19 protein-coding genes are annotated in these 20599 nt (G+C 52.5%); 6 read left to right on the forward strand and 13 right to left on the reverse strand.

Features of this window, described 5'->3' with window-relative positions; genetic code table 11:
* Nucleotides 1-118: 118 nt before the first annotated feature.
* Entirely contained in the window at nt 119-2944 is a 2826-nt protein-coding gene (gene misL, locus OGV89_RS02700; protein WP_200002790.1) for an intestinal colonization autotransporter adhesin MisL, read from the reverse strand.
* A 74-nt stretch (nt 2945-3018) separates the two neighbouring features.
* Nucleotides 3019-3636, reverse strand: coding sequence for a helix-turn-helix transcriptional regulator (locus OGV89_RS02705; protein ID WP_003023988.1), 618 nt, complete (start codon nt 3634-3636; stop codon nt 3019-3021).
* 577 nt (nt 3637-4213) lie between these two features.
* Between OGV89_RS02705 and OGV89_RS02710 the strand changes: the two genes are divergently transcribed.
* The 3 genes from OGV89_RS02710 (at nt 4214) to OGV89_RS02720 (ending at nt 7287) form a co-directional block, all read left to right on the forward strand.
* On the forward strand, nt 4214-4984 hold the full coding sequence (locus tag OGV89_RS02710) for a winged helix-turn-helix domain-containing protein (protein ID WP_016151203.1): 771 nt from the start codon (nt 4214-4216) through the stop codon (nt 4982-4984).
* Nucleotides 4984-5448, forward strand: a complete 465-nt coding sequence (locus OGV89_RS02715) for a hypothetical protein (RefSeq protein ID WP_003840687.1) — start codon at nt 4984-4986, stop codon at nt 5446-5448. The genes OGV89_RS02710 and OGV89_RS02715 overlap by 1 nt, the downstream gene beginning before the upstream one ends.
* A 342-nt stretch (nt 5449-5790) precedes the next feature.
* The gene (locus OGV89_RS02720; RefSeq protein WP_048242061.1) at nt 5791-7287 is read left to right on the forward strand and encodes a C69 family dipeptidase; all 1497 of its coding nucleotides are present in this window, start codon (nt 5791-5793) and stop codon (nt 7285-7287) included.
* Between the two features lie 36 nt (nt 7288-7323).
* Here OGV89_RS02720 and OGV89_RS02725 read toward each other — a convergent pair whose 3' ends face one another.
* Nucleotides 7324-8226, reverse strand: a complete 903-nt coding sequence (locus tag OGV89_RS02725; protein WP_106107937.1) for a LysR family transcriptional regulator — start codon at nt 8224-8226, stop codon at nt 7324-7326.
* Between the two features lie 104 nt (nt 8227-8330).
* Between OGV89_RS02725 and OGV89_RS02730 the strand changes: the two genes are divergently transcribed.
* From OGV89_RS02730 to OGV89_RS02740, 3 genes are all read left to right on the forward strand, one after another.
* Nucleotides 8331-9338 carry a zinc-binding alcohol dehydrogenase family protein gene (locus OGV89_RS02730; RefSeq protein ID WP_106107936.1) on the forward strand — a complete coding sequence of 336 codons (1008 nt, stop codon included), beginning with the start codon at nt 8331-8333 and terminating at the stop codon, nt 9336-9338.
* Nucleotide 9339: 1 nt separating this feature from the next.
* A complete protein-coding gene (locus OGV89_RS02735) occupies nt 9340-9645 on the forward strand; it encodes a putative quinol monooxygenase (RefSeq protein ID WP_044714222.1) in 306 nt (101 codons plus the stop codon).
* A 118-nt stretch (nt 9646-9763) separates the two neighbouring features.
* The gene (locus OGV89_RS02740; RefSeq protein ID WP_003023973.1) at nt 9764-10666 is read left to right on the forward strand and encodes a carboxylate/amino acid/amine transporter; all 903 of its coding nucleotides are present in this window, start codon (nt 9764-9766) and stop codon (nt 10664-10666) included.
* Nucleotides 10667-10694: 28 nt separating this feature from the next.
* Here the strand turns inward: OGV89_RS02740 and nlpA are convergent, their stop codons facing one another.
* The 10 genes from nlpA to OGV89_RS02790 form a co-directional block, all read right to left on the reverse strand.
* Nucleotides 10695-11513, reverse strand: coding sequence for a lipoprotein NlpA (gene nlpA / locus OGV89_RS02745; protein ID WP_044714225.1), 819 nt, complete (start codon nt 11511-11513; stop codon nt 10695-10697).
* A gap of 124 nt (nt 11514-11637) precedes the next feature.
* A complete protein-coding gene (locus OGV89_RS02750; RefSeq protein WP_106107935.1) occupies nt 11638-12552 on the reverse strand; it encodes an Rpn family recombination-promoting nuclease/putative transposase in 915 nt (304 codons plus the stop codon).
* A 211-nt stretch (nt 12553-12763) separates the two neighbouring features.
* Complete coding sequence (gene dagF, locus OGV89_RS02755) at nt 12764-13507, reverse strand: 2-dehydro-3-deoxy-phosphogluconate aldolase (RefSeq protein WP_057101851.1); 744 nt, start codon at nt 13505-13507, stop codon at nt 12764-12766.
* Entirely contained in the window at nt 13494-14603 is a 1110-nt protein-coding gene (gene dgaE, locus OGV89_RS02760; protein WP_016151208.1) for a D-glucosaminate-6-phosphate ammonia lyase, read from the reverse strand. The genes dagF and dgaE overlap by 14 nt, the downstream gene beginning before the upstream one ends.
* A 3-nt stretch (nt 14604-14606) precedes the next feature.
* A complete protein-coding gene (locus OGV89_RS02765) occupies nt 14607-15467 on the reverse strand; it encodes a PTS system mannose/fructose/sorbose family transporter subunit IID (protein WP_286558114.1) in 861 nt (286 codons plus the stop codon).
* Nucleotides 15464-16213, reverse strand: a complete 750-nt coding sequence (locus tag OGV89_RS02770; protein WP_003023960.1) for a PTS mannose/fructose/sorbose/N-acetylgalactosamine transporter subunit IIC — start codon at nt 16211-16213, stop codon at nt 15464-15466. The genes OGV89_RS02765 and OGV89_RS02770 overlap by 4 nt, the downstream gene beginning before the upstream one ends.
* Nucleotides 16214-16238: 25 nt before the next feature.
* Complete coding sequence (locus tag OGV89_RS02775; protein ID WP_003023959.1) at nt 16239-16724, reverse strand: PTS sugar transporter subunit IIB; 486 nt, start codon at nt 16722-16724, stop codon at nt 16239-16241.
* 12 nt (nt 16725-16736) lie between these two features.
* Nucleotides 16737-17162 carry a PTS sugar transporter subunit IIA gene (locus OGV89_RS02780; RefSeq protein ID WP_003023957.1) on the reverse strand — a complete coding sequence of 142 codons (426 nt, stop codon included), beginning with the start codon at nt 17160-17162 and terminating at the stop codon, nt 16737-16739.
* A 120-nt stretch (nt 17163-17282) separates the two neighbouring features.
* Nucleotides 17283-20081, reverse strand: coding sequence for a transcriptional regulator DagR (gene dagR / locus OGV89_RS02785; RefSeq protein ID WP_171862786.1), 2799 nt, complete (start codon nt 20079-20081; stop codon nt 17283-17285).
* A 90-nt stretch (nt 20082-20171) separates the two neighbouring features.
* A complete protein-coding gene (locus OGV89_RS02790) occupies nt 20172-20588 on the reverse strand; it encodes a GNAT family N-acetyltransferase (RefSeq protein WP_003023951.1) in 417 nt (138 codons plus the stop codon).
* Nucleotides 20589-20599 lie beyond the last annotated feature (11 nt).

Below are 20599 nucleotides of genomic sequence, written 5' to 3' on the forward strand. Positions count from 1 at the left end.
GCGGCCATTCATTTTCAGTTGTTCGGTTTTACCGAACAACTGCCATAACCATCCTATTTAATACGTAAAAAAGCCGCCGATCGGTTAATCAGCGGCTTTTCCATTACCAGCAACTACATCAGAAGTTATATTTCACGCCGAGCATACCGCGGGTATCGCTGTAGCCTTTGTCGCCTATCTGTTGGGCCACGTTGCTCCACACGTTGAGACGCGGGGTGATTTGCCCTTCTACGCCGACTTTCAGCTCGCCGATGTTCTTCGTGCCGCGCATGTCGTTGCTCACATCATCCATCTTCACGCTGGTCGTCTGCGTGTTGTGGATCCAGTTGGCTTCGACAAACGGCTGGAACTCGCGTGATTTACCGTCGTCGATGGCATTGTGACCGTTGATAAAGGCCTTCACGCCCAGGCGGGTCATCAGGTTGCCATCGGTATTGTCTTTCACGCGGGTACCGTTCGCTTCGCGGTGGCTGTCGGCCTGCACGTCCATCCATACCACCTGCGCTTTCGGTTGCAGCCAGTAGCTGTTGCGCTCGTTTTCACCCAGTTTGAAGCTGTAACCGACTTCTACCGAAGCAGTGATCCCGCTGGATTTGTATTTCTCTGTCGCCTGCTCCTGGCCCATCACCTTGTTATCAAACCAGTTGTACAGCATCCAGGTGTCCACGTAGGTGCCGGTTTTGTCTGCGTCATTGGCATACCATGTGCCGTACAGCCCTACGCTGTAACCGGTAACCTGACCACGTGAATGGTAGCCGGTCAGGCTGGACTGCGTGCGGTTCTGGCTGTTGGCGTAACCAGCCATTGCGCCGATGTGCCAACGGTCGAGGCCGTCGCTACTCCACTGCGCCAGATCACCGCCCAGCTGCAACACATAGCTGTTGCTTTGGGTTTTCAACTGCCCGCTACCGTCTTTAAAGCGGGTATGCGCCCCGACGTTACGCATCCACATACTGGTGACTTTTTTCTCGCCCGTCAGCATGTCGATGTACTGCGTTTCGCCCAGACGATCGTGCAGTCGGGTCATAAACAGCGTGTTAGCGGCGTAGTTGTTCGCCAGATAACTGCCTGCTTCCGGGCGGTATTGCTGCTCGGTGACCGGAGGTGCGACAGGTATTTCCGGCTCAGGGATTATCGGATCGACCGGGTCTGGATCGACAGGACCTGGGTCAATAGGGTCAACCGGATCCGGGTCAACGGGGTCTGGGTCGATGGGATCTACCGGGTCCGGATCTACCGGGTCCGGTTCTTCCGGATCCGGCGGAGCAGGAATAAAGCTGGTCAGATACCAGTTGCTGCCCTTTTGCACCACGTTATAGTCGTACGCACCGGCAACAATACGGCCTGCTTTCTCAAAAGTACCGTCAGAATTACCGGCTACTTCGATGATCTCAATACCTTCAACGGTCTGCGCCCCGGTTCCGCCAATGTTGTTCACCGCCACAAACGCATTACCCGCGGTATTGCCGAGCACTTTCAGCTTGTCGGTTTCGGAGGTGTCGTCATTCAGGACGGTATTGAAAACCAGTTTGCCGCCGTTGCCGGTGAAATCTTCATTAATGGTAAGCGTCTGCCACGGTTCGCCGTCAGTATGCCCAAAGTTTACCACTGACCCGCCGTTCAGCGTCAGGTCGGTGAGCGTTGAGCTTTTGGTCATGTTCCAGGTCGCATCGCTCATTTGCAGCGAGATAACACCCGTTCCGGCCGTGACGCTGGTGATGTATGACGCCCCACTCCACAACGAGTTGTCGGTCATGTTGAGCGTAATGGTACTGTTTTGCTGCGGCAGGCTGCTGGTCGCGGCTGTCGCGCCAGCGGCGTGAAGATCGCCGTCGATAAGGAAGCGCCCGCCAGCGGAGCCGTCTACGGAGCCGCCCGTTTCGGTGCTGATGGCATAACTTTCATTGCTGTGATTGCCCGCCATGGTAATGGCGGCGCCGCCTGCCAGGTTTATCGCACCGCGTGAAGCCGCATACAGACCGCGTGGCGCTTTGCTGTAAGACGCCGCTTTCGCCGAATTGTTTACGTTGATCGTCGCGTTTTCGCCGAGATTCACGGTTGCATTGGTGGAATAAACCGCATGGGCGCTTGCACCGCTCACCGAAATGGTGGCGTTATTGCCCAGTTCCGTTTTGGAAGATGAGGCGGCATAGATCCCTGTCGAGGAAGCACCCGACGTCTCGATAGTGGCGTCATCACCAAGGCGGATCGAGGAACCACTCTGCCCGGTGCGAAGACCTTCTGAGCCGTCGCCGATCGTCACAATGTGTGCCCGGTCGCCGACGACAATCGTATTTTTAGCCTGCGTGGCGTCTTTCATTGCGTTTGCAGTGATACCACGCCCCTGATAACCGGTGGTTTGAATATACAGATCGTCGCCGACGTAAATGCTGGCTGAGCCTTTCCAACCCTGGCTATAGGAGTTGTAACCGGCGTTAATACCGTCACCATCCTGACCGTCCACATAAATGCTGGTGCGATCTCCGGTGATGATAAAAACCGGGTTATCCGGCGTATTGGCCCCGTGCGTACGAATACCGTCAACATCTTTACCATTATTAGCGGCATTCTTCGACTGTGTGCGAATCGTCAGGTCGTCACCGAAAATAACGCCTGGGCTACCCGTCGCGCTATTCTGAATAACGGTAATGGAGTGCTCGAAGGCTTCTGCTCCTGGCCCATTGAGCGTTAACCCATTGCCAAAAACAGGAATGGTGCCAGCACTCCATTGATAAACATAATTCGGCGTAGCGCTGGTTTTAGCGAAACTGGCATTCGCCTGTGCAGGAAATAAAGCCTGCAACTCCGGGGGCAGACTACTAACCAGACCGCTGGAAGGAAGACTATCAACATCAATCCAGGCTGCATGGGCCGAAAATACCATAGAAGTTAATGCGGCTGAAACCGCGATGGCAATACGAGAGTAAGATTTGGGATTTGGCATATTAGCCTCCTGCTATTAGGCGTAGAGCGTCCACCACATCGCAAGGATGTGAAATAATAAAAATCAGAAATGCGTTATAAAATATTCGATAGTATTTTATGAATACTATGGCCCAACTTATCTTCAAGCCGGAGCTTATAGACATATATTTTCTTAATATCAATATTATCTATTTGGGTAATTTGCTGAATACTTTTTCCTGAGACAAATCGCTTCAGTAATATCATTTCTGTATAGTTGAGTGTGCGCCCACGTTTACTGTTAGCGAGATGACCGGTAAATAATCGTCTCATTTTCTGATGCTGTACGTCATCATCATCATCAGAATATATAATCCCTTGTATTTTATTGCTTTTCGACAGCCAGTAGTTGGCTAACGGCGCCAGGTTCCGGTCCGCTATCAAAACAATATGCATGCCGCTATAAGCCAGACGATCAACCCATTGCGGGTCGGCAAACAGGCGCAGGTTCGGGAAAGAGAAGTCCACAAAAATAAACCCGCGCGACAAATGGTTTTGATTATTAAGCAGAAGTTTTTCAATAATTCCTTTTTGCAGAAAGCCATTTCCCTCAGGCCAGATAGCAAAAGCGGCACGGTGACAGTAACTGGCGCGAACCGCAGCATCCGGAAATAATTGACAGGATAATTCACAGCTTATGCAACGAACACTCTGTGATGGTGATCTCTTCATCAAAAATGACTCCTGTTATTTTTCCATAAATATTTCATTGGTAAATAAATGTGTCAATCCGACACGTACGACATTCCTTGTCAGCTAATAACAGTGGCGCTAATAAAATGTAATAAACTCCTGATGTGCTAATAAGCATGGACTGTGATTAATACGATTGCGCTAAGCTTTTTTATGCCTTATCTCAGAATAACAGTCTGGGCATTAGGAATTTTATGCATAAATTAAAATCCTAGGATAAATCTTAAAAAAGCACTATTTGCTAAAAAAACAACCGATGTAAACAATGCTCATTAATTACACAATACTGATAACTCAATCACCCTTGAAGTGCTGTGGATAAATATAATGATAATTCAGATAAACCTGTAATGAATTCTCATTATTTAACATTAGTTAATTTTACCTAAGAACTTGATCAGCTAACACGTTGTATGTAAAGAACATTTAAATCTTAAGTGAAATTCTTATCTGCGATCACGTACAAAGAGTGAGGCATATTATCGATTTGGATGTAAAATTTAAGGTAAGTGTTGGCACATGCGGTGATACGTTTAGGTTACTGAGGGCTGGGCAATTGTACCTTATCAATCAGTTGGTCGAATTTAATCCTGATAACAAAAGCCTGGTCAATCGACAGACAGGGCGAGCAATTCAACTACAGATACCAGCCTCGCTCTGTTTTCTCTATTTAATTACTCACGCAAGTGACATTGTTTCTCAGAACACGTTGATTAAAGTGGGCTGGGGTGAGAGAAATAATGTGACCACCACCAACACATTTTACCAGGCTATTCTGACGCTACGTAATGCTCTGGCGGATGTGGGTCTGCCGAGAGATACGGTAAAAACAATTTCCCGGCGCGGGCTTGCATTAAATGAAAATACGCAGGTTGAGGCGATAACACATCCTCAAAGTGAAGTTTACCAGCCACCGGTTATAGAGGATTACGCGCCCCCAAAGATAATTGCTCCCGCGCCTCAACAAACGACGCGGGGACCCTGGTGGTACATTATATTTAGCACGGGCATCGTTATTGCCACCCTGATTATCTGGCTGGTGTGGTATCAGACGCGTCCTGTTATGCCGTTTAGTAAATTCGTGTCTGTTTCTATGCAAGTTCCCTCTCGGCAAAACTGTAAAATTTATTACTCACCAAATGAGCACGACCAGGAGAATTATTTCAATCTGATGCAACTGCATCCCTATCTCTGCGAAAACAACAAGCACGTCTTCCTTTCCGGCTACCGCAAAGCGGAGAGGATCGTGGCGTTTGTCTGTGATAAAGATGCGCGGATAGATGCTAACGCGTTTTGTACTACCCACTATTACTGGATGCGCGGGTAATGAAAAAAATACATCACCTTATTCTGCTGGTAATCGGTCTGGCGACGTTGCTCGGTTCAGGCGGGTGGCTATGGTATTCACGCTTTGCCGAAAAGCCGCTGAGTTGCATCGGCAACGTGGAATGGAATATTGGCAGCAATCGCTTTGCCGGTACGTTAGCGTTTCGGATGTACGATAATGCAGGTTTGGCCACCATTACCGGAAAACTGTACGGACGTAATACCTCAGACATCAGCAGGAACATTTATTTCAACTACACCAGACAGCACGAAGCCCGGGTGCTACAGGCGATGCAGGTGGTCAAAACCTTCGCAGACAGCGCCGATGAAACGGATATTAACAATACCTTACCCGGTTTTTACCGCCAAAGCGGACGAACCCTCAGTCTGGTCATGGAAGAGTATAAGGGCACATGGATCTTTGCCAGCTCCAATGTACCCTCGCTGTATTGCCGCAAGAGGTAACGTCATATCCGGAAACAAAAATCGCGCCCCCTCAATGGAATTCATATTTGTCATCATCGACTTACGCGACATGGGTCACTGAATCCTCTAATAACCCATTGCTATTCTTCATCCCGAATCAGGAAACATCCTGAATATCACGATATCCATTGCGTAATAATTAAGCGAAATGGGCGTTTTATTTTGTCCAGAAGACTTCAATCTACGGATGGATATTTGGAGAAGGCGTGGGCAGGGGCGTTTATCTCTCTCGCGAGCAATGTCTGAAGGTTCAGGCGTTATCGCATTTCAGGAAACGGTATGTTTCCGGTGTATTTTTGGCGTACATATGAGGGATACGTAATGTTTACTTTTAAAAAGTGCCTGATTGCACTTTCTATAAATTTGGCCGTTGTTTCATCAGGTTTTGCTTGTACGACCCTGCTGGTCGGTAACGAAGCATCAGCGGACGGCTCGATGCTGGTTGCCCGTAGCGCTGACAGCGATGCCCTGAAAGCGCAACATTTTGTCATTCACCCGGCAAAAAAGAATCAGACCGGGGTATACAGCACCAAAGCACATAACGGTGCGAATGACTTTACCTGGCCGCTACCCAAAAACTCGCTGCGTTATACCACTGTTCCAAACTGGAAAACCCAACTGCACGGCGCGACCGGATTTAACGAGCTGGGCGTTGGCGTGAGCGGCACAGAATCTATTTTTGCCTCACCAAAAGCGCTGGCCGCCGACCCGTACGTTGAGGATAAAGGGATCACCGAAGACGATATTCCGGATATTCTGCTGTCGCAGAGTAAAACCGCGCGTGAAGCCGTGGCGCTACTGGGCCATATCGTTGAGACCGTCGGCGCAGGCGAAGGCTTTGGCGTTGCCGTCGTCGACGATAACGAGATCTGGTATCTGGAAACCGGCAGCGGCCATCAGTGGATGGCGCAGCGTCTGCCAAATAACCAGTATTTTGCCACCGGTAACCAGGGCCGCTTACAGGATTACGATCCGAAAAACCCGGACATGATGGCGTCAAAAAACCTGATTCAATTTGCGACCGAAAAGGGTCTGTACGAACCGGCAAAAGATGGCAAATTCAACTTCTCCAAAGCCTATACCCGTGATGATGAGCGTGACCGCACGTATAACGACCCTCGCGTTTGGACCATCCAGAAAGAGTTCAATCCTTCCGTAAACCAGGATATGGCCAAAGGACGTGAATTCCCGGTCTTCATGACGCCAGAGAAGAAAATGACACTGGACGATGTGAAGGCCGTACTGCGTAACCATTATGAAGGCACCAGCCATGACCCCTACACCAACGGTCTGAACGGCAAAGAGCCATGGCGTCCGGTCAGCGTCTTCCGCACCTATGAAGCGCATGTTATGCAGGTCCGTCCGTGGTTGCCAAAAGAGATCGGTGAAACGACCTACATTGGTTTGGGCATGGCTGATCTCACCGCCTTTGTTCCGTACTACAGCGGCCTGAAAGCGTATCCGGCTAACTATACGATGGGTACCGATAAAGCGGACGATCAGTCTATCTACTGGAAATATCGTAAATTACAAACGCTGACGATGACCGATTATCCGAAGCTCGCGCCAATCGTCAAAAAAGCCTACAAAGCGTGGGAAGACAAAGTGGCCAAGGAGCAAAAAGAGGTTGAAGCAGAGTATCTGAAGATGGCGAAAACTGATAAACCAGCCGCCGATAAGATGCTGAATGACTTCAACCTGCGCATCATGGCCGACGCCGAGAAGCTGACGGAAGATCTGACTAATCAGCTATTTACCATCCGCACCAAAGACATTCAGTCTGATATCTTCTTTGCAAACGCTGCGAAAAAAGACTGAGTAACGACGCGATAGTATTCTGGCGTAAAGCGCTTACTAGCTTTGCGCCAGCATTTCACACAGCGCCTTCACTGCGTCGTGCAGCAGACGGACTGCTCTTGAAAGCTGCTTCCGATGGGGACAAATCATATTCAGCGGGACTTTCTCCCCCTGATAATCCGGCATCAGCAGTTGTAATCGACCGTCACGCACATCTTCGCTGACATCCAGCCACGACTTGTACGCCACACCTTCCCCGGCAATTGCCAGCCGTCGGATCACTTCCGCATCGTCGCTCATAATGGTGCCGTTAACCTGCACACTACTGACCTCGCCGTTGCGCGTAAACGTCCAGCGATCGTGCAGACGGCCGCGTAAAACGAAGGTCATGGCGTTGAGCTGTGTTAAATCATCCGGGGTTTGCGGCGCGCCGTTTTGTGTAACCCATTCCGGTGATGCCACCAGCACACGTCGGTTACTCGGTGCAACGGGCAGCGCAATGTAAGACGCGTCTTCGGTATTGCCATAGCGAAACGCAACATCGACGGGGTCTTTAAAGACATCGGTCACCTGATCGGAGAAAAAGATCCGCAGGCGCAACGCAGGATAACGGCGTCGAAACGACTGAAAAACCGGCAGCAGCAGGTTACGGCCAAGATCGGAAGGCACGGCGATTTGCAGCGTGCCAGAAACTTCATCTTCTGGGGTCTGAATTTTTTGCAGCCCGGCATGCATCACGTCCAGCATCTGGCGGGCATAGGGTAGCCAGACCTCGCCCTCCGGCGTCAGGCGTAGGCTGCGCGTGGAGCGGGCGAACAAGCGGATAGCCAACGTAGACTCCAAGCGTTTGATAGCTGAACTGACCTGAGCAGGCTGAACGCCGACTTCGCGCGCAGCATCGCTAAAACTATTCAGCGCCGCGGCGCGGACAAACAACGTGAGATCTTCAAGCCGGAACATTTTCACTCCCCGAGTATAAGTCCTGTCGCCGTAGGGCTATTTTTCCCGTTCTGCTACCGGTTTACCATCGAATTATTCAACTGATTCCTGTGACCGGAGAGACCATGAAAGCCATCGCTATTACCCGCGCCGCGACCGACGGCAATAACATTGAATTTTTACAAGAGATTGACCTGCCCATGCCAGTCGCTACCGGGCACGATCTGCTGGTTGAAGTGAAAGCCATTTCCGTCAATCCCGTTGATACCAAGGTTCGCGAAGGTTTTAACGCCGATGTGCCGCGCGTTCTGGGCTGGGACGCCGTTGGCGTGGTGAAGTCCGTGGGTGAAGCCGTCACCCTGTTCACACCTGGCGATGAAGTCTGGTATGCCGGAGCGCTGGGCCGCACTGGCAGTAACAGTGAATTTCAGCTGGTTGATGAACGTATTACCGCGCTGAAGCCAAAAACACTGGATAATGCTTCTGCTGCGGCGCTGCCGCTGACCGCCATCACCGCCTGGGAAATGCTGTTCGACCGTCTGGGCGTTGAGGAAAATAGCAATGAAGATGATGTGTTATTGATCGTTGGCGCGGCTGGCGGCGTCGGTTCTATTCTGACGCAACTGGCCAGTAAGCTGACCAAAATGACCGTCATCGGTACGGCATCACGTCCGCAGAGCCAGAAATGGGTTCGTGAAGCGGGCGCTCATCATGTGATTGACCACAGCAAGCCGTTGACGGAAGAGCTGGCACGGATAGGCATTAAAAAGGTGACGCACGTTGCCAGCCTGAACAATACCGAGCAGCACTATTCGCAAATTATTGCCGCCCTGGCACCGCAGGGCAAACTGGCGTTGATTGACGATCCGCACACTCTCGATGCGCGTCCGCTGAAGGCCAAAAGCATTTCGCTGCACTGGGAGTTTATGTTTACCCGTTCGATGTTTACCACCCACGACATCATTGCGCAGCATCAGTTACTGACCCGCGTGGCACAGCTGATCGACAGCAACACCATCCGCACCACGCTGGGCGAACATTTTGGCGCGATCACCGCGGCAAATCTGCAAAAAGCCCACGCGCAAATTGAAACCGGTCGTTCGGTCGGCAAGATTGTGCTGGAGGGGTTTTAACATGTCAGATTCAGAAGTGATTTCAATTATTGCGGTACTGAAAGCCAAACCAGGGAAAATCGATGCACTGAAACAGGCACTGCAGGCTCTGTTACTGCCTACTCGCCGGGAGCCGGGCAATATTGAATATGCCCTGTTCCAGTTACGCGACACGCCGGATGTGTTTTACGTGCGCGAATCCTGGCACGGTCAGGCCGGTCTGGACGAGCATATCGCTCTGCCACATTTCCAGACGTTCATTCTACAAATGAACGATCTGCTAGCCGAACCGCTACGGCTGGATTATCTGACGCCGATTGCGCCATAAAATAACTGCCGAAGCCCCCTGCCGCGCGGGGGGCTACACCAGTCATGTCTCACTCGCTTCGCTATCTCTGCTATGATGCCTGCACACAAATAAAACAAAACAACATGCCGAGGGAAAGATGAGTTCCACCAGAAGAGGGATGATGAACGTCCTGATTGCCGCCGTATTGTGGGGAAGTTCAGGCGTTTGCGCGCAGTACATCATGGAGCAAAGTCAGATGTCGTCGCAGTTTCTGACCATGACACGTCTGATTTTCGCCGGGCTGATTCTGCTGATGCTCTCTTTCGTTCACGGCGACAAAGTGTTCTCCATTATCAAAAACCGCAAAGACGCCATCAGCCTGCTGATTTTTTCCGTAGTTGGAGCGCTCACCGTACAGCTCACCTTTCTGCTGACCATTGAAAAATCCAACGCCGCTACCGCGACGGTGCTGCAATTTTTGTCACCGACCATTATCGTGGCGTGGTTTTCCGTGGTGCGCAAAGCTCGACCGGGGATTTTAGTGCTGACCGCAATCTTCACCTCGCTTATCGGCACCTTCTTACTGGTCACCCACGGTAACCCAACGTCGCTGTCTATATCACCTGCCGCGCTGTTCTGGGGAATTGCCTCGGCGTTTGCCGCCGCGTTCTACACCACCTACCCCTCAACGCTTATCGCGCGCTACGGCACGCTGCCGGTTGTCGGCTGGAGTATGTTAATCGGCGGCATGATCCTGCTGCCGTTTTATGCCGGACAGGGCACTAATTTCGTGGTGAATGGCAGTTTGATTCTGGCGTTTTTCTATCTGGTGGTCATCGGCACGTCGCTGACGTTTAGCCTGTACCTGAAAGGCGCGCAGATGATTGGCGGACCGAAAGCGAGCATTTTAAGCTGCGCAGAACCGTTGAGCAGCGCGTTGCTGTCACTACTGTTGTTAGGTATTACCTTTACCCTGCCAGACTGGCTGGGCACGCTTTTAATCCTCTCATCGGTAGTGCTGATCTCAATGGACTCACGTCGCCGCGCCAGAGCGGTTTAACCCCAACCGGCGCGGCAACGGGTCATGATTACCAACCCGGAACCGCGCCGCCGTTAAAGATAGTTTCTGCCGCCTTTGCCACTTCCGGTGACTGATAAGATTGCAGGAATTCTTTCACATTCTCGGCATCTTTGTTGTCTTCTCGCGCCACCAGGATGTTCACGTACGGTGAGTTTTTGTCTTCGATAAATACGCTGTCATGTACCGGGGAAAGCCCGGTTTGCTGGATGTAGGTGGTACTGATAATCGCTACATCCACTTTCTGATCGTCCAATACGCGCGGCAACTGCGCGCCTTCCAGTTCCATAATTTTCAGATGCCGCGGGTTATCAGTGATATCCAACGCTGTTGGCAGCAGGCCGGTATCCGCTTTCAGCGTAATTAACTTCTCTTTTTGCAGCAGCAACAGCGCCCGCCCGAGGTTGGTTGGATCGTTAGGTATCGCAATCGTTGCACCGTCTTTTAGTTCAGCGACGGTTTTGATTTTCTTCGAATACCCTGCCATCGGGAACACAAAGGTATTGCCCACCGCAACCAGCTTATAGTCGTGTGCTTTATTATCTTGTTCGAGGAACGGACGATGCTGGAAGACGTTGGCATCCAGCTCACCATGATTAGTGGCATCGTTGGGCAGCAGAGAACCGCTAAAACCCACCAGCTCCACCTCAAGGCCATATTTTTCTTTAGCGACTTTCTTCGCGACCTCCGCCACATCCTGCTCGGCACCGTTAATCACACCCACTTTGATATGCTTTGCATCACTGCTCTGTTGATCGCATCCTGCCAGCAATAACCCCGCCAGTAATACCGCCGCCCCGGCCCCAAAAAAAGGTATCTTCAGCTTCACGTTCTATCCTTTTGCAATAACCGCCTGATGAGTAATGAAATGACTATAGCGGCAAGGTCGCTGCGGTTTAAAAAACGAAAAAGCATCAGCAAGAAGAAAAAGGCATAACAGGGAAAGAGAAGGATTAGTCTGAATGTGCCGCCAGTTCGTCCAACGAAAGTCCGGTAATAATCAGCACCAGTTCACGATCAATACCCTTCTCCAGCATGGCATGGGCTATCCGCAACGCTTCGTCTTGTTTACCTTCGAGTTTACCCTCTAATAAACCCCTTCTTCGCCCCGACTCGCGTAAGCATTCTGCAATAGTCATTAATCTCTCCTTGTGTTGGGGAACGCGTAAAGCCACCTCGCGAATAAACGCCTCGAAACGCGGTGCGCTGCCAGACTGCATCAGATAATTAAATAGCGTTTCTACCTGGCTGTCATTAGCGTATCCCTTAACCAGCAGAGCAACCAGGTTATCCACCAGCACCATCAGGTCACGTTCACGTATATGCTTCTGGACAAGCTCAAGTAGCGCCATCCGCCGATGCTGCATAATCTCATCATCAGACACCGCCGTGATGTCTACCAGCGGGAAGTCAGAGCCATAAAGCTGCCGCGCAGTTTGTGGATCGTCAAATTCATCCAGCCAACACAGCGAGTATGGATACGGGCTGTCAACGCCATGATAAAAAAGTATCGGCACCACCAGCGGCAGCGTTTTGTGTCCTGCATCAAGATGCTTTTGCATCGTAGCAATGGCATAACGCATCATCCTGAATGCCATATGAGCATCTGGCGAGCTTTGGTGTTCAATCAACGCGTAGATATAGCCTTTACCGGTTCTAGTTTTTAGCGACCACAGAACATCGGAATAACTGGCACGCAGATCCTCCTCAATAAAACTCCCGGGTTCCAGTTTCAGTGTATCCAGATCGCAAAGCTCATGTAATGACGCAGGAAGATAGGTATCAAGAAAATCCCGCGCCGTATCTGGATGACCTAAGAATTTTTTAAACACCGCATCATGCGGTGTAGATGTTGTTGGTTTTTGCACGGCGGTCCGTCACCGGAAGAACAAGATGACGGGACATTACTCGCCAATGCTACAGACGACATCAGGGAAATTATCTCTCTGCGAGGCACTTTCGAGGATAAATACATGCTGGTGCAATATATTCATTTTCAGGGAAGGGGGTTCGCAAAAATGCCCGGTGGCACCTAACGCTTACCGGGCATTTTTTGTGTGCCATCCGGCGATAGCAACATCACACCAGGGCTTTGACTATCTCCATCAACCTGATGATATCTGCAGGCCGGGTATTACCGGTCTGTGGGTCGATAATCGAGCTGTAAACATGCGGCATGACGCGCGGTACTCCTGCTTCCAGACAGGATTGCAGGATAATGCCGAAGTTATCGAGATCGATACCGCCGGTCGGCTCAATCAACGTCATGCCGTTGCGCACCGCTGTCGTCGCCAGTGCGTACAACTCAGGCAGGGACTGCTCACCGCCCATCGGGAAGAACTTCGCCGCATGCGCGCCAGAGTCCAGCATCATACGTACCGCTGCATCACAGGAAACGCGGGCTGGCGTGCCCTGGCTGCTGCTGACACCAGTGGAGATCAACACTTCCCCCGGCATGCCCGTGGGACTGACTAACGCGTTGATATGGGTCTGTTCACCGCCCGTTGCCGCCAGCGCGCCTGCCGCAAAACCACAACCGGTAAAGGTCTGGTTGACGTGTGCCGGATGGACCTGTGAGGCAATCATCGCCGCTTTGTAATACTGCGCCGGGTCGCCCGCCCCCAGCCCCACGGAAATCGACGGCACGTCGACCATCCAGCGTTTCACTTCCTTAACCCCTTCCTCAACCGAGGAGAACTGCGCCGAAAGAATGCCGATCACCGCGTGACCTTCGGCAGCGTCATAGATTTCCCGGGCGTTGGCGATATCCTTCGCCAGCACGTTAATAGCCACTTTATTGCGATAAAAATTAATGTGCTGCATGGTCTGCAATCTCCTTTAGTCGGGCCACGATCAGTGCCATTTCCCCTTCTGCAACCGTACGCGGGTCAAGACTAAAGACGCCCTGATGAAGGTTGTAACGGCGAGCGTAAATCGCGATATCACCCTCTCGCAGCTGCGCTTCTACGGCGTAAGCATCCATCCCCAGCTCTTGTGCATTCACCCGAATACGAATCCGCCAGATGGCGCGCCCGGCTTCGTCCTGCTCAATATCCGCATCCAGTCCGCGAATCGCTGAAATCGCCTGCGCCACGGGGCGAAGCTCTTCGGCGGTGACCACGGTTTGCCCCTGATGATAGTTTTCCAGGGCATACACCAGCCCGACCATATTCTCTTTGCCGATCTTCATCGCCCGGGCAATTCCGTGGTGCTGCGCTTTACACGCGGCAATCCACTTTTTCTTTCCGGTGATAAACCCGGAGGTCGGCGCGTTAAAGGCTTTTGCCCCGCTGTAGACCACCATATCCGCCCCGCTCGCCACCCAGGCGTGTAAGTCTTCCTCGGCGGCGGCATCGACAATCAGCGGCAGGTTATGAACCTGCGCAACCCGTACGAAGTCTGCAATGCTCAACATGCCTTTCTGCACGCAGTGGTGCGATTTCACGTACAGCAGCGCGGCGGTGTTATCGGTAATCGCGCTCTCCAGCTGCCAGCGGGCCGCCAGATTACTTGAGCCAACCTCCACCACCCGTCCGCCGCCTAAGCGGATCGCGCTGGTGATGGGCGCACCGTAGTCAACGTTATGCCCGCGCAGCATGACCACTTCATTGGCCATACCCGCGCTGTCCGGCATCAGCGTGACACTAGCCTGGTCACCGCGGGTAATGGCGGCGGCAACGGCAATCGCAATACCCGCCGAGGCGCACGAAGTAACATAGCTGTCCTCCGCGCCGGTGTAGCGGGAAACCAATTGACCGGTACGGTCCACCAGCCGGTCAATTTCAACAAAGGCCGAAGCTGCCCGCGCGGTGGCTTGCATCACTTCCGGCGCAACGCTGGAAACGCCCAGAATCGTCATCTTGCCGCAGGCGTTAATCACCTGTTTTAGCCCCAATTGTTGGTAGATATTCTGTGTCATGGCTTACAGCACTCCCAGTAGCGAGCAGACCACGCTGAGCGCAACAATCGACAGCAAAATCGTGGTGTAACGCGGCCCTTTCTTCACCAGATAGAAATAAATGGCGAACACCGCCGCCAGCGGCAACAGACCGGGAGCAATAGAGTCGAGGATTTGCTGAACCACCACTTCAGAGCCTTTCAGGGCGCTGAGTTTTAACGGCGTGGTGATCTTGACGTAGCTCGCAGAAAGCGCACCCATCATGATCAGGCCCAGCACGTTCGCGCCGTAGATCAGTTCCTTTATTCGCCCTCCCTGCAGCAGACCAATTATCGAGTCACGTCCCAGCGTATAGCCTTTGTGCACCATACCGTAGCTGATTGCCAACGTAACGGCCGGGTAGAGGATTAACGGTACAATTCCGCCCATCGCGCTGCCATTGGCGGCGAATGGGATAAAAATAGCAATTAACAGCGGCATCACGGCGGCCCAGATGATCGAGTCCCCCATCCCGGCCAGCGGTCCCATTAGCCCGGTTTTAATCCCGGTAATTGAAGCATCGCTGATCGGCTCGCCGCGGGTTTTCTGTTCCTCCATTGCAATGGAGATCCCCTGAATCACCGCCCCGAACGTCTGCTCTGAGTTGAAGAAGTTCAGATGGCGTTTCAGCGCTTCTACCTGTTCCTCTTTTTGCGGGTAGAGCTTTTTGATGATCGGCGTCATCGAGGCGCAGAAAATCAGGCTCTGCAAACGCTCATAGGAGCTGGAAACTTCTGCACCCAGCCAGTAGATAAACCAGGCTTTGGTGATATCGGCTTTGGTCAGCGTGCCGCTTTCACGCGCACGCTCCACCAGTTCATGTTGCATTACGTCGCTGCTCATCATGCTGCTCCTTCATTTTTCGCCAGACCTTTAATCAGGAAAGCCACGCAGGTACCAAAGATTGCCATCGCCATGATGTCTACCTTCAGGTACAGCACCGCAAAGAAACCGCCGATAAACCACGGCAGAAGGCTCTTTTTACCGATCACCATAATGGTAATGGCGAAGCCCAACGCTGGCAGAATGCCGCCCATAATTTCAAAGGAGTGCGTCAGCCAGTGCGGCATCAGCTTGAGGAAGCTTTCCACCACGTCCTGACCAAAATAGTTGGCGGCGAAAACCACCGGGAAACGCAGTACAAGGCCAAGCAACGCCGGGTAGAGGAATGCACAGCGCATAATGCCCGCCATATTGGCCGTTTCCGCATGCTTGTCGGCCATATGCACCCACGCTGCGTTTAACGTGCGGCGCAACTGGTCGAGGAACACGCCGATGACGCCAAACGGGATCGCCAGCGCGATAGCCAGGTTCGGGTCCATTCCGGCCTTCACAGCGATAGGAATTGAAATACAGGCGGCCAGCGCAGGATCCGACGGGACGTTACCGCCTGGCGTAGAGGTCACGCCGAGATAAACCAGCTGCATACCGGCACCGATGATCATCGCCGTTTCCATGTTGCCTAACAGCAAGCCAACGAATACGGCAATCACGACCGGTTGCAGCAGCATAGCGGAGAAGGTGTAGCCAAGGCGTAATCGGGCAAACCAGTAATACAACCCCATCAGGCTTGCAAAGACTAAAGTATCCATAGTTAAGTACCCTGTTATCAAAGAATTAGAATTTTTTCAGGATATCGTCCAGCGACTGAGGCTTATCTTCCGGGATAGTCTGGAAGAACACCTGAATCCCACGATTTTTCAGGTCGCTCAGAATGCCGACGTCTTTTTCATCCAGCGTAATGTTCTGGAATACCGCTTTGCGGTTTGGCCCACCGCCCAGCCCACCGACCTGAATGGTAGTGACGTCAAACCCCAACTGGACCGCTTCCTGAACCGCCGCCAGAGAAGGGAACAGCACCAGCACTTTGCCGTCACCAAGCTGGTTTTCTTTCCAGGCGGCCGCAAAACTTTGGTTACCAAAGCAATCCACTTTGATGTTTGGCGGCGCGGCCATCAGGTAGATGTTTTTCATAAACGGATCGGCATCCAGCTCATCGCTAACCACCGCAATCCGGTTGGCCTGAGATTGCCCAACCCACTTGGTCACCACTTGTCCATGAATCAGACGGCTATCGATACGACATAAGACGATGTTTGCCATGATGTTTTTTCCTTATTGTGATTGTTGTAATTGACGCACGTGGGCGACAACGTCCAGGCAACTGCTACGCCCGGCGTCGACCAGTTCAGCCACGCAGGTGGTCAACTGGCCATGCTCGCGTTTGTCGAGCGCCTCCAGCAGCAAAGAGGCGTTGAGCCCGGAAATAACAGCCACCGGGTAATCGGCGCTCAGCCGCGCCGCCACGTTGGAGGTGGTGCCGCCAATAAAATCGGTCAGGATCAGTGAGCCTTCCGGCATGGTTTTCACTACGGCTTCGACGCGCTGATAAAACTCGCCGAGCGTATCAACGGGCATCAGCGCAATTTCCGTCACGCCTTTGATTTCACCCATCACCATGCGCAGGCTGTTGCAAAGCTGTTGCCCCCAGCCGCCATGGGTCAGCAGCAGGATCTGGGGCAAGGATTCAGTGGTAGTCAAAATGGCCTCCTGGCTCGATTACATAGACATAGGTAAACAGAGCAAAGGCTGTGCCAGAATTTGTGTCACGCGGGGAGGTGAGGAGCGCTGGCGAGGCAGAAAGCCGCGCCAGTAAAGGGATTAGCTATACAGCAGTTCGTAGATATAAAAATATTCCGCGTCCGATAAGCGAATGGCATAGGCCTCTTCGATCGGCAGGAAAGCGGATTTAATGACACTAAACGCGCGATTATCCAGATCCGGCTTGTTCTCCAGCGCCATCTGTAACGGTTTGCGGTTAATCACGATACGCTCGACCATACAGCAGCAGTGGATCAGGAAGCGCAGTGTCACCTGACGGCTCGGTTTGAGCGAAAGCGCGGTGGTCAGATGATTCAGCACGCCTTCCATCTCTTTGAGAATACGCTGCGGGTTGAGCACCGAAATATGGTTAATGATGCTCTCCATAGTCAACGCGCTGATAAAGCGCATCGCGCTGCGCTCCATCTCCAGACGGCGTTCGCTGCTGGAGAGATCTGGCGTCAGCAGGCTGAGTACCAGCTCGGGGCCTTGCTCAGAGAACAGCTCCTCGAGCGAGATAAACGGAATATCCGGCAGTCCTGGCTGGAAAGTGCCCACTATTCCCGCCAGGCGTTCACTGGCGTTAATCGCCTGCTGAACACGCTCCAGGCTGCGAACTTCGTTGTAATCGAGGATAACCATCCGCGTATCCTGCGACATCAACTCACCGAAGCTCTCCTCCAGCACCTTTTTGATTTTCTCTGCCGTTCCCATCCCGGTGATGCAGGAGATAACCAGCACTTTACCGCTGTTTTCCTGCTGCGGAGTACAGAGCTGACAGGGAATATTTTTGCTCTGCATCAACGCCGCCAGCTGCAGCAAGTCGCTGGTTTCGTAGCTTAAATCCAGCCCAATCTCCAGCAGGCTGGTGAGCGTGATATTGGGCATTAGCAGTACGTCTATCTGGAATAACTTACTGATCGTGCTGCCAAAATGGACCAGTGAACCAATATCCACCATCAGGATCAATCGGCGATATTGCCGGGTCTGGATCATCTGCGTAAGGGCTTCCAGCGTGTCATGCACCGACTGCTCGAAAGGCATATCGATAGCGCTGAACACCTCGCGCTCCAGCACGCGATTCACGTACTGCGCCTGACTTGTGGCGGTCGTCGCACCGTGGGCAATCAAAATCACCCCGCAGTCAGGACTGGCGTCAATCCGTTGGCGGTAATGGCGACACTCTTTGAGGAACAGGCACAGCCAGACCACCTCCGTCGCCGGACACTGAATATGCAGCAGTTCATTGATTTTTCGGCATAACAGCGTAGCGTTTTCGTATTCATCTTTGCAGCGATCGAGGATCAGGCTGGAAGAATAAAGTTGCGGAATAAGGCCGCGCTGCACATAGCCAATCAGCGCCAGGAAGTGTTTGCGCAGCGGGTTAACCAGATTTTCCGGCAGCGTAAAACCTAGCACCTGCTCAACACAGCCGATCAACAGCGTGACTCGCTCTTCAATCTGATCGCCATAGCGCGGAGGATGCGCCACGCTGTCGCGGCTGTAGAGACCATATTCAAATATCGAACTGAGCTTGTTTTTGAGGATTGCCAGCGTTTCGGCTGGCGGCACGTTGCTGTTACGCAGGTTGATATATTCGCGGGTCAGGAAGCTGTAGAAAAGATCGCTCTCTTCAATTTCGGCTCCGGTGGCCAGCGAATTTTTCAGCGCGGGCAGCGTGCGGGCATCGATGCTCAGGTGTTCTTTGCCTTCGAACAGCGCTCCAACCAACAGACGTTGTTCCGGCGTGGCGTTAAAGGGGATCTCGGTCAGACGTTTATCCAGTTGTAGCGTGTCGCTGTGCTCGGTCATCCCCGAGGCCCAGGCCTGGGCGCAGAGAAACTGAATGTCGCTCTTAAGCTGACCAATGTTGCCTTCCAGCGGCTTGTTCAGCAGCCAGAGCAGCAGGGTACGGTCGATGCTTATCGTACGCTCGATTTTGCGGCTCTCACGCTGTAAGAAGCCAACGATCAGTTCAACCTGCTCTTCCACCGAACGCTGGCGGATGCCGGGCAAATCGATACACACCTGAATACGTCGCTGGAAGGTACGCAGCAATGCCGAACTCACCGGTTCGGTGGTCGCACAAATCAGGCGAACCGAGATTGAACGCGCCACGGCGCTTGAACCCAGCGGCCGATATTCGCCCTTATCAAGAATTGAGAACAGCTTTTCCTGCCCTTCATACGGCAGGCGATGCACTTCATCGAGCAGCAGATAGCCGCCGTCGGCCTGCTCGACCAGACCCGGTTTATTTTCGTTTGCACCGGTAAACGCTCCCTGTCGATGACCAAACAGGTGCGAAGAAAGCAGCTCCGGGTTATGGGCGTATTCCGCGCAGTTGAAATAGACCAGCGGCGGGGGCGTTCCCGCTGCACGTTCGCAGGCGAAACGGTGCATCAATTCGGCAAAAAAGGTTTTGCCGACGCCGGAGGGACCGGTCAGCAGAACGTGCAGCCCGTGGGGATACAGCACCGCCGCGCGGCCTTTTTCCACCGCGTCGCGCAGGCTGCGATCGTAACCAATCAGGCCAGAAAAGGGATCGTCTGTCGCCTGGTTTTCCTGAACAGGCAACAGGTCGGCAACGGTTTGCACTTCACGCTCGGACTCATCCAGTTTGCGCCCCAGCAGCGTTTCAATCGCCTGACGATGCAGAAAGAATACAGGGCGTCCGCGGCTTTTAATCGCCAGGCCGTCGTTCCAGAGCTGATTGAGATCTTTACTGACCGAGTTGCGCGCCAGTCCGAGGTTAAAGCCGATAGCTTCCGCTGTGAACGCTGTTTCCTGCGCCAGATGGGCAAGATTCAGTCCTCGCGTCAGCCGTTCCAGCTCCCCCAGTATTATCTCAATCCGTCTCATCTCTTTACCGCTTAAGAAATAAATGATTGTTCAGAACATACACTATTCTGCTGCGCAAGAAAGTGAGGCGGCGTCCAGAGCTTCCGGTCATCAAAACGTTTTCGACAAATAATGCCGCGCGGAGCCGGTTTCCGGAAAGTTATCGAGGGTCATTTGCAGCTGATAGCCGTTTTTCTGATAAAACGGCAGCGCCTGGAAACTCATGGTATCCACCAGCGCATGCAGGCATCCTCTCTCACGCGCTGTCTGTTCGGCAGCCTGCATCAATTTTGTGCCGTAACCGCCTTTGCGCAGCGAATCATGCATCCACAGAAAATCAATACACAGCCATTCGCCTTTGATTTTGCCAATCAGCCCGCCCAGAATTTCATTGCTTTCATCGCGCCAGTACACCGCCAGGTCGCCAAAATTGGTGGTTCTCAGGAACTGGCGGTTGTAGGCGCGCAACCCGGCAAGCAGGGCATTTTGATCATCTTCAGTAATGGTATCTGTAATCTGTATTTGCATCCTATCCTCCT

It is taken from the genome of Citrobacter sp. Cf125, assembly GCF_030333935.1.
Classification (GTDB): domain Bacteria; phylum Pseudomonadota; class Gammaproteobacteria; order Enterobacterales; family Enterobacteriaceae; genus Citrobacter; species Citrobacter freundii.

Excerpts from the sequence above, each read along its gene's own strand:
- OGV89_RS02735 (WP_044714222.1), top strand. The coding sequence starts at position 9,340 with ATGTCAGATTCAGAAGTGATTTCAATTATTGCGGTACTGAAAGCCAAA.
- dagR (WP_171862786.1), bottom strand. The coding sequence starts at position 20,081 with ATGAGACGGATTGAGATAATACTGGGGGAGCTGGAACGGCTGACGCGA.
- dagF (WP_057101851.1), bottom strand. The coding sequence starts at position 13,507 with ATGCAGCACATTAATTTTTATCGCAATAAAGTGGCTATTAACGTGCTG.
- OGV89_RS02765 (WP_286558114.1), bottom strand. The coding sequence starts at position 15,467 with ATGATGAGCAGCGACGTAATGCAACATGAACTGGTGGAGCGTGCGCGT.
- OGV89_RS02775 (WP_003023959.1), bottom strand. The coding sequence starts at position 16,724 with ATGGCAAACATCGTCTTATGTCGTATCGATAGCCGTCTGATTCATGGA.
- OGV89_RS02740 (WP_003023973.1), top strand. The coding sequence starts at position 9,764 with ATGAGTTCCACCAGAAGAGGGATGATGAACGTCCTGATTGCCGCCGTA.
- OGV89_RS02720 (WP_048242061.1), top strand. The coding sequence starts at position 5,791 with ATGTTTACTTTTAAAAAGTGCCTGATTGCACTTTCTATAAATTTGGCC.
- OGV89_RS02705 (WP_003023988.1), bottom strand. The coding sequence starts at position 3,636 with ATGAAGAGATCACCATCACAGAGTGTTCGTTGCATAAGCTGTGAATTA.
- OGV89_RS02725 (WP_106107937.1), bottom strand. The coding sequence starts at position 8,226 with ATGTTCCGGCTTGAAGATCTCACGTTGTTTGTCCGCGCCGCGGCGCTG.
- misL (WP_200002790.1), bottom strand. The coding sequence starts at position 2,944 with ATGCCAAATCCCAAATCTTACTCTCGTATTGCCATCGCGGTTTCAGCC.
- OGV89_RS02715 (WP_003840687.1), top strand. The coding sequence starts at position 4,984 with ATGAAAAAAATACATCACCTTATTCTGCTGGTAATCGGTCTGGCGACG.
- OGV89_RS02790 (WP_003023951.1), bottom strand. The coding sequence starts at position 20,588 with ATGCAAATACAGATTACAGATACCATTACTGAAGATGATCAAAATGCC.
- dgaE (WP_016151208.1), bottom strand. The coding sequence starts at position 14,603 with ATGACACAGAATATCTACCAACAATTGGGGCTAAAACAGGTGATTAAC.
- OGV89_RS02730 (WP_106107936.1), top strand. The coding sequence starts at position 8,331 with ATGAAAGCCATCGCTATTACCCGCGCCGCGACCGACGGCAATAACATT.
- OGV89_RS02770 (WP_003023960.1), bottom strand. The coding sequence starts at position 16,213 with ATGGATACTTTAGTCTTTGCAAGCCTGATGGGGTTGTATTACTGGTTT.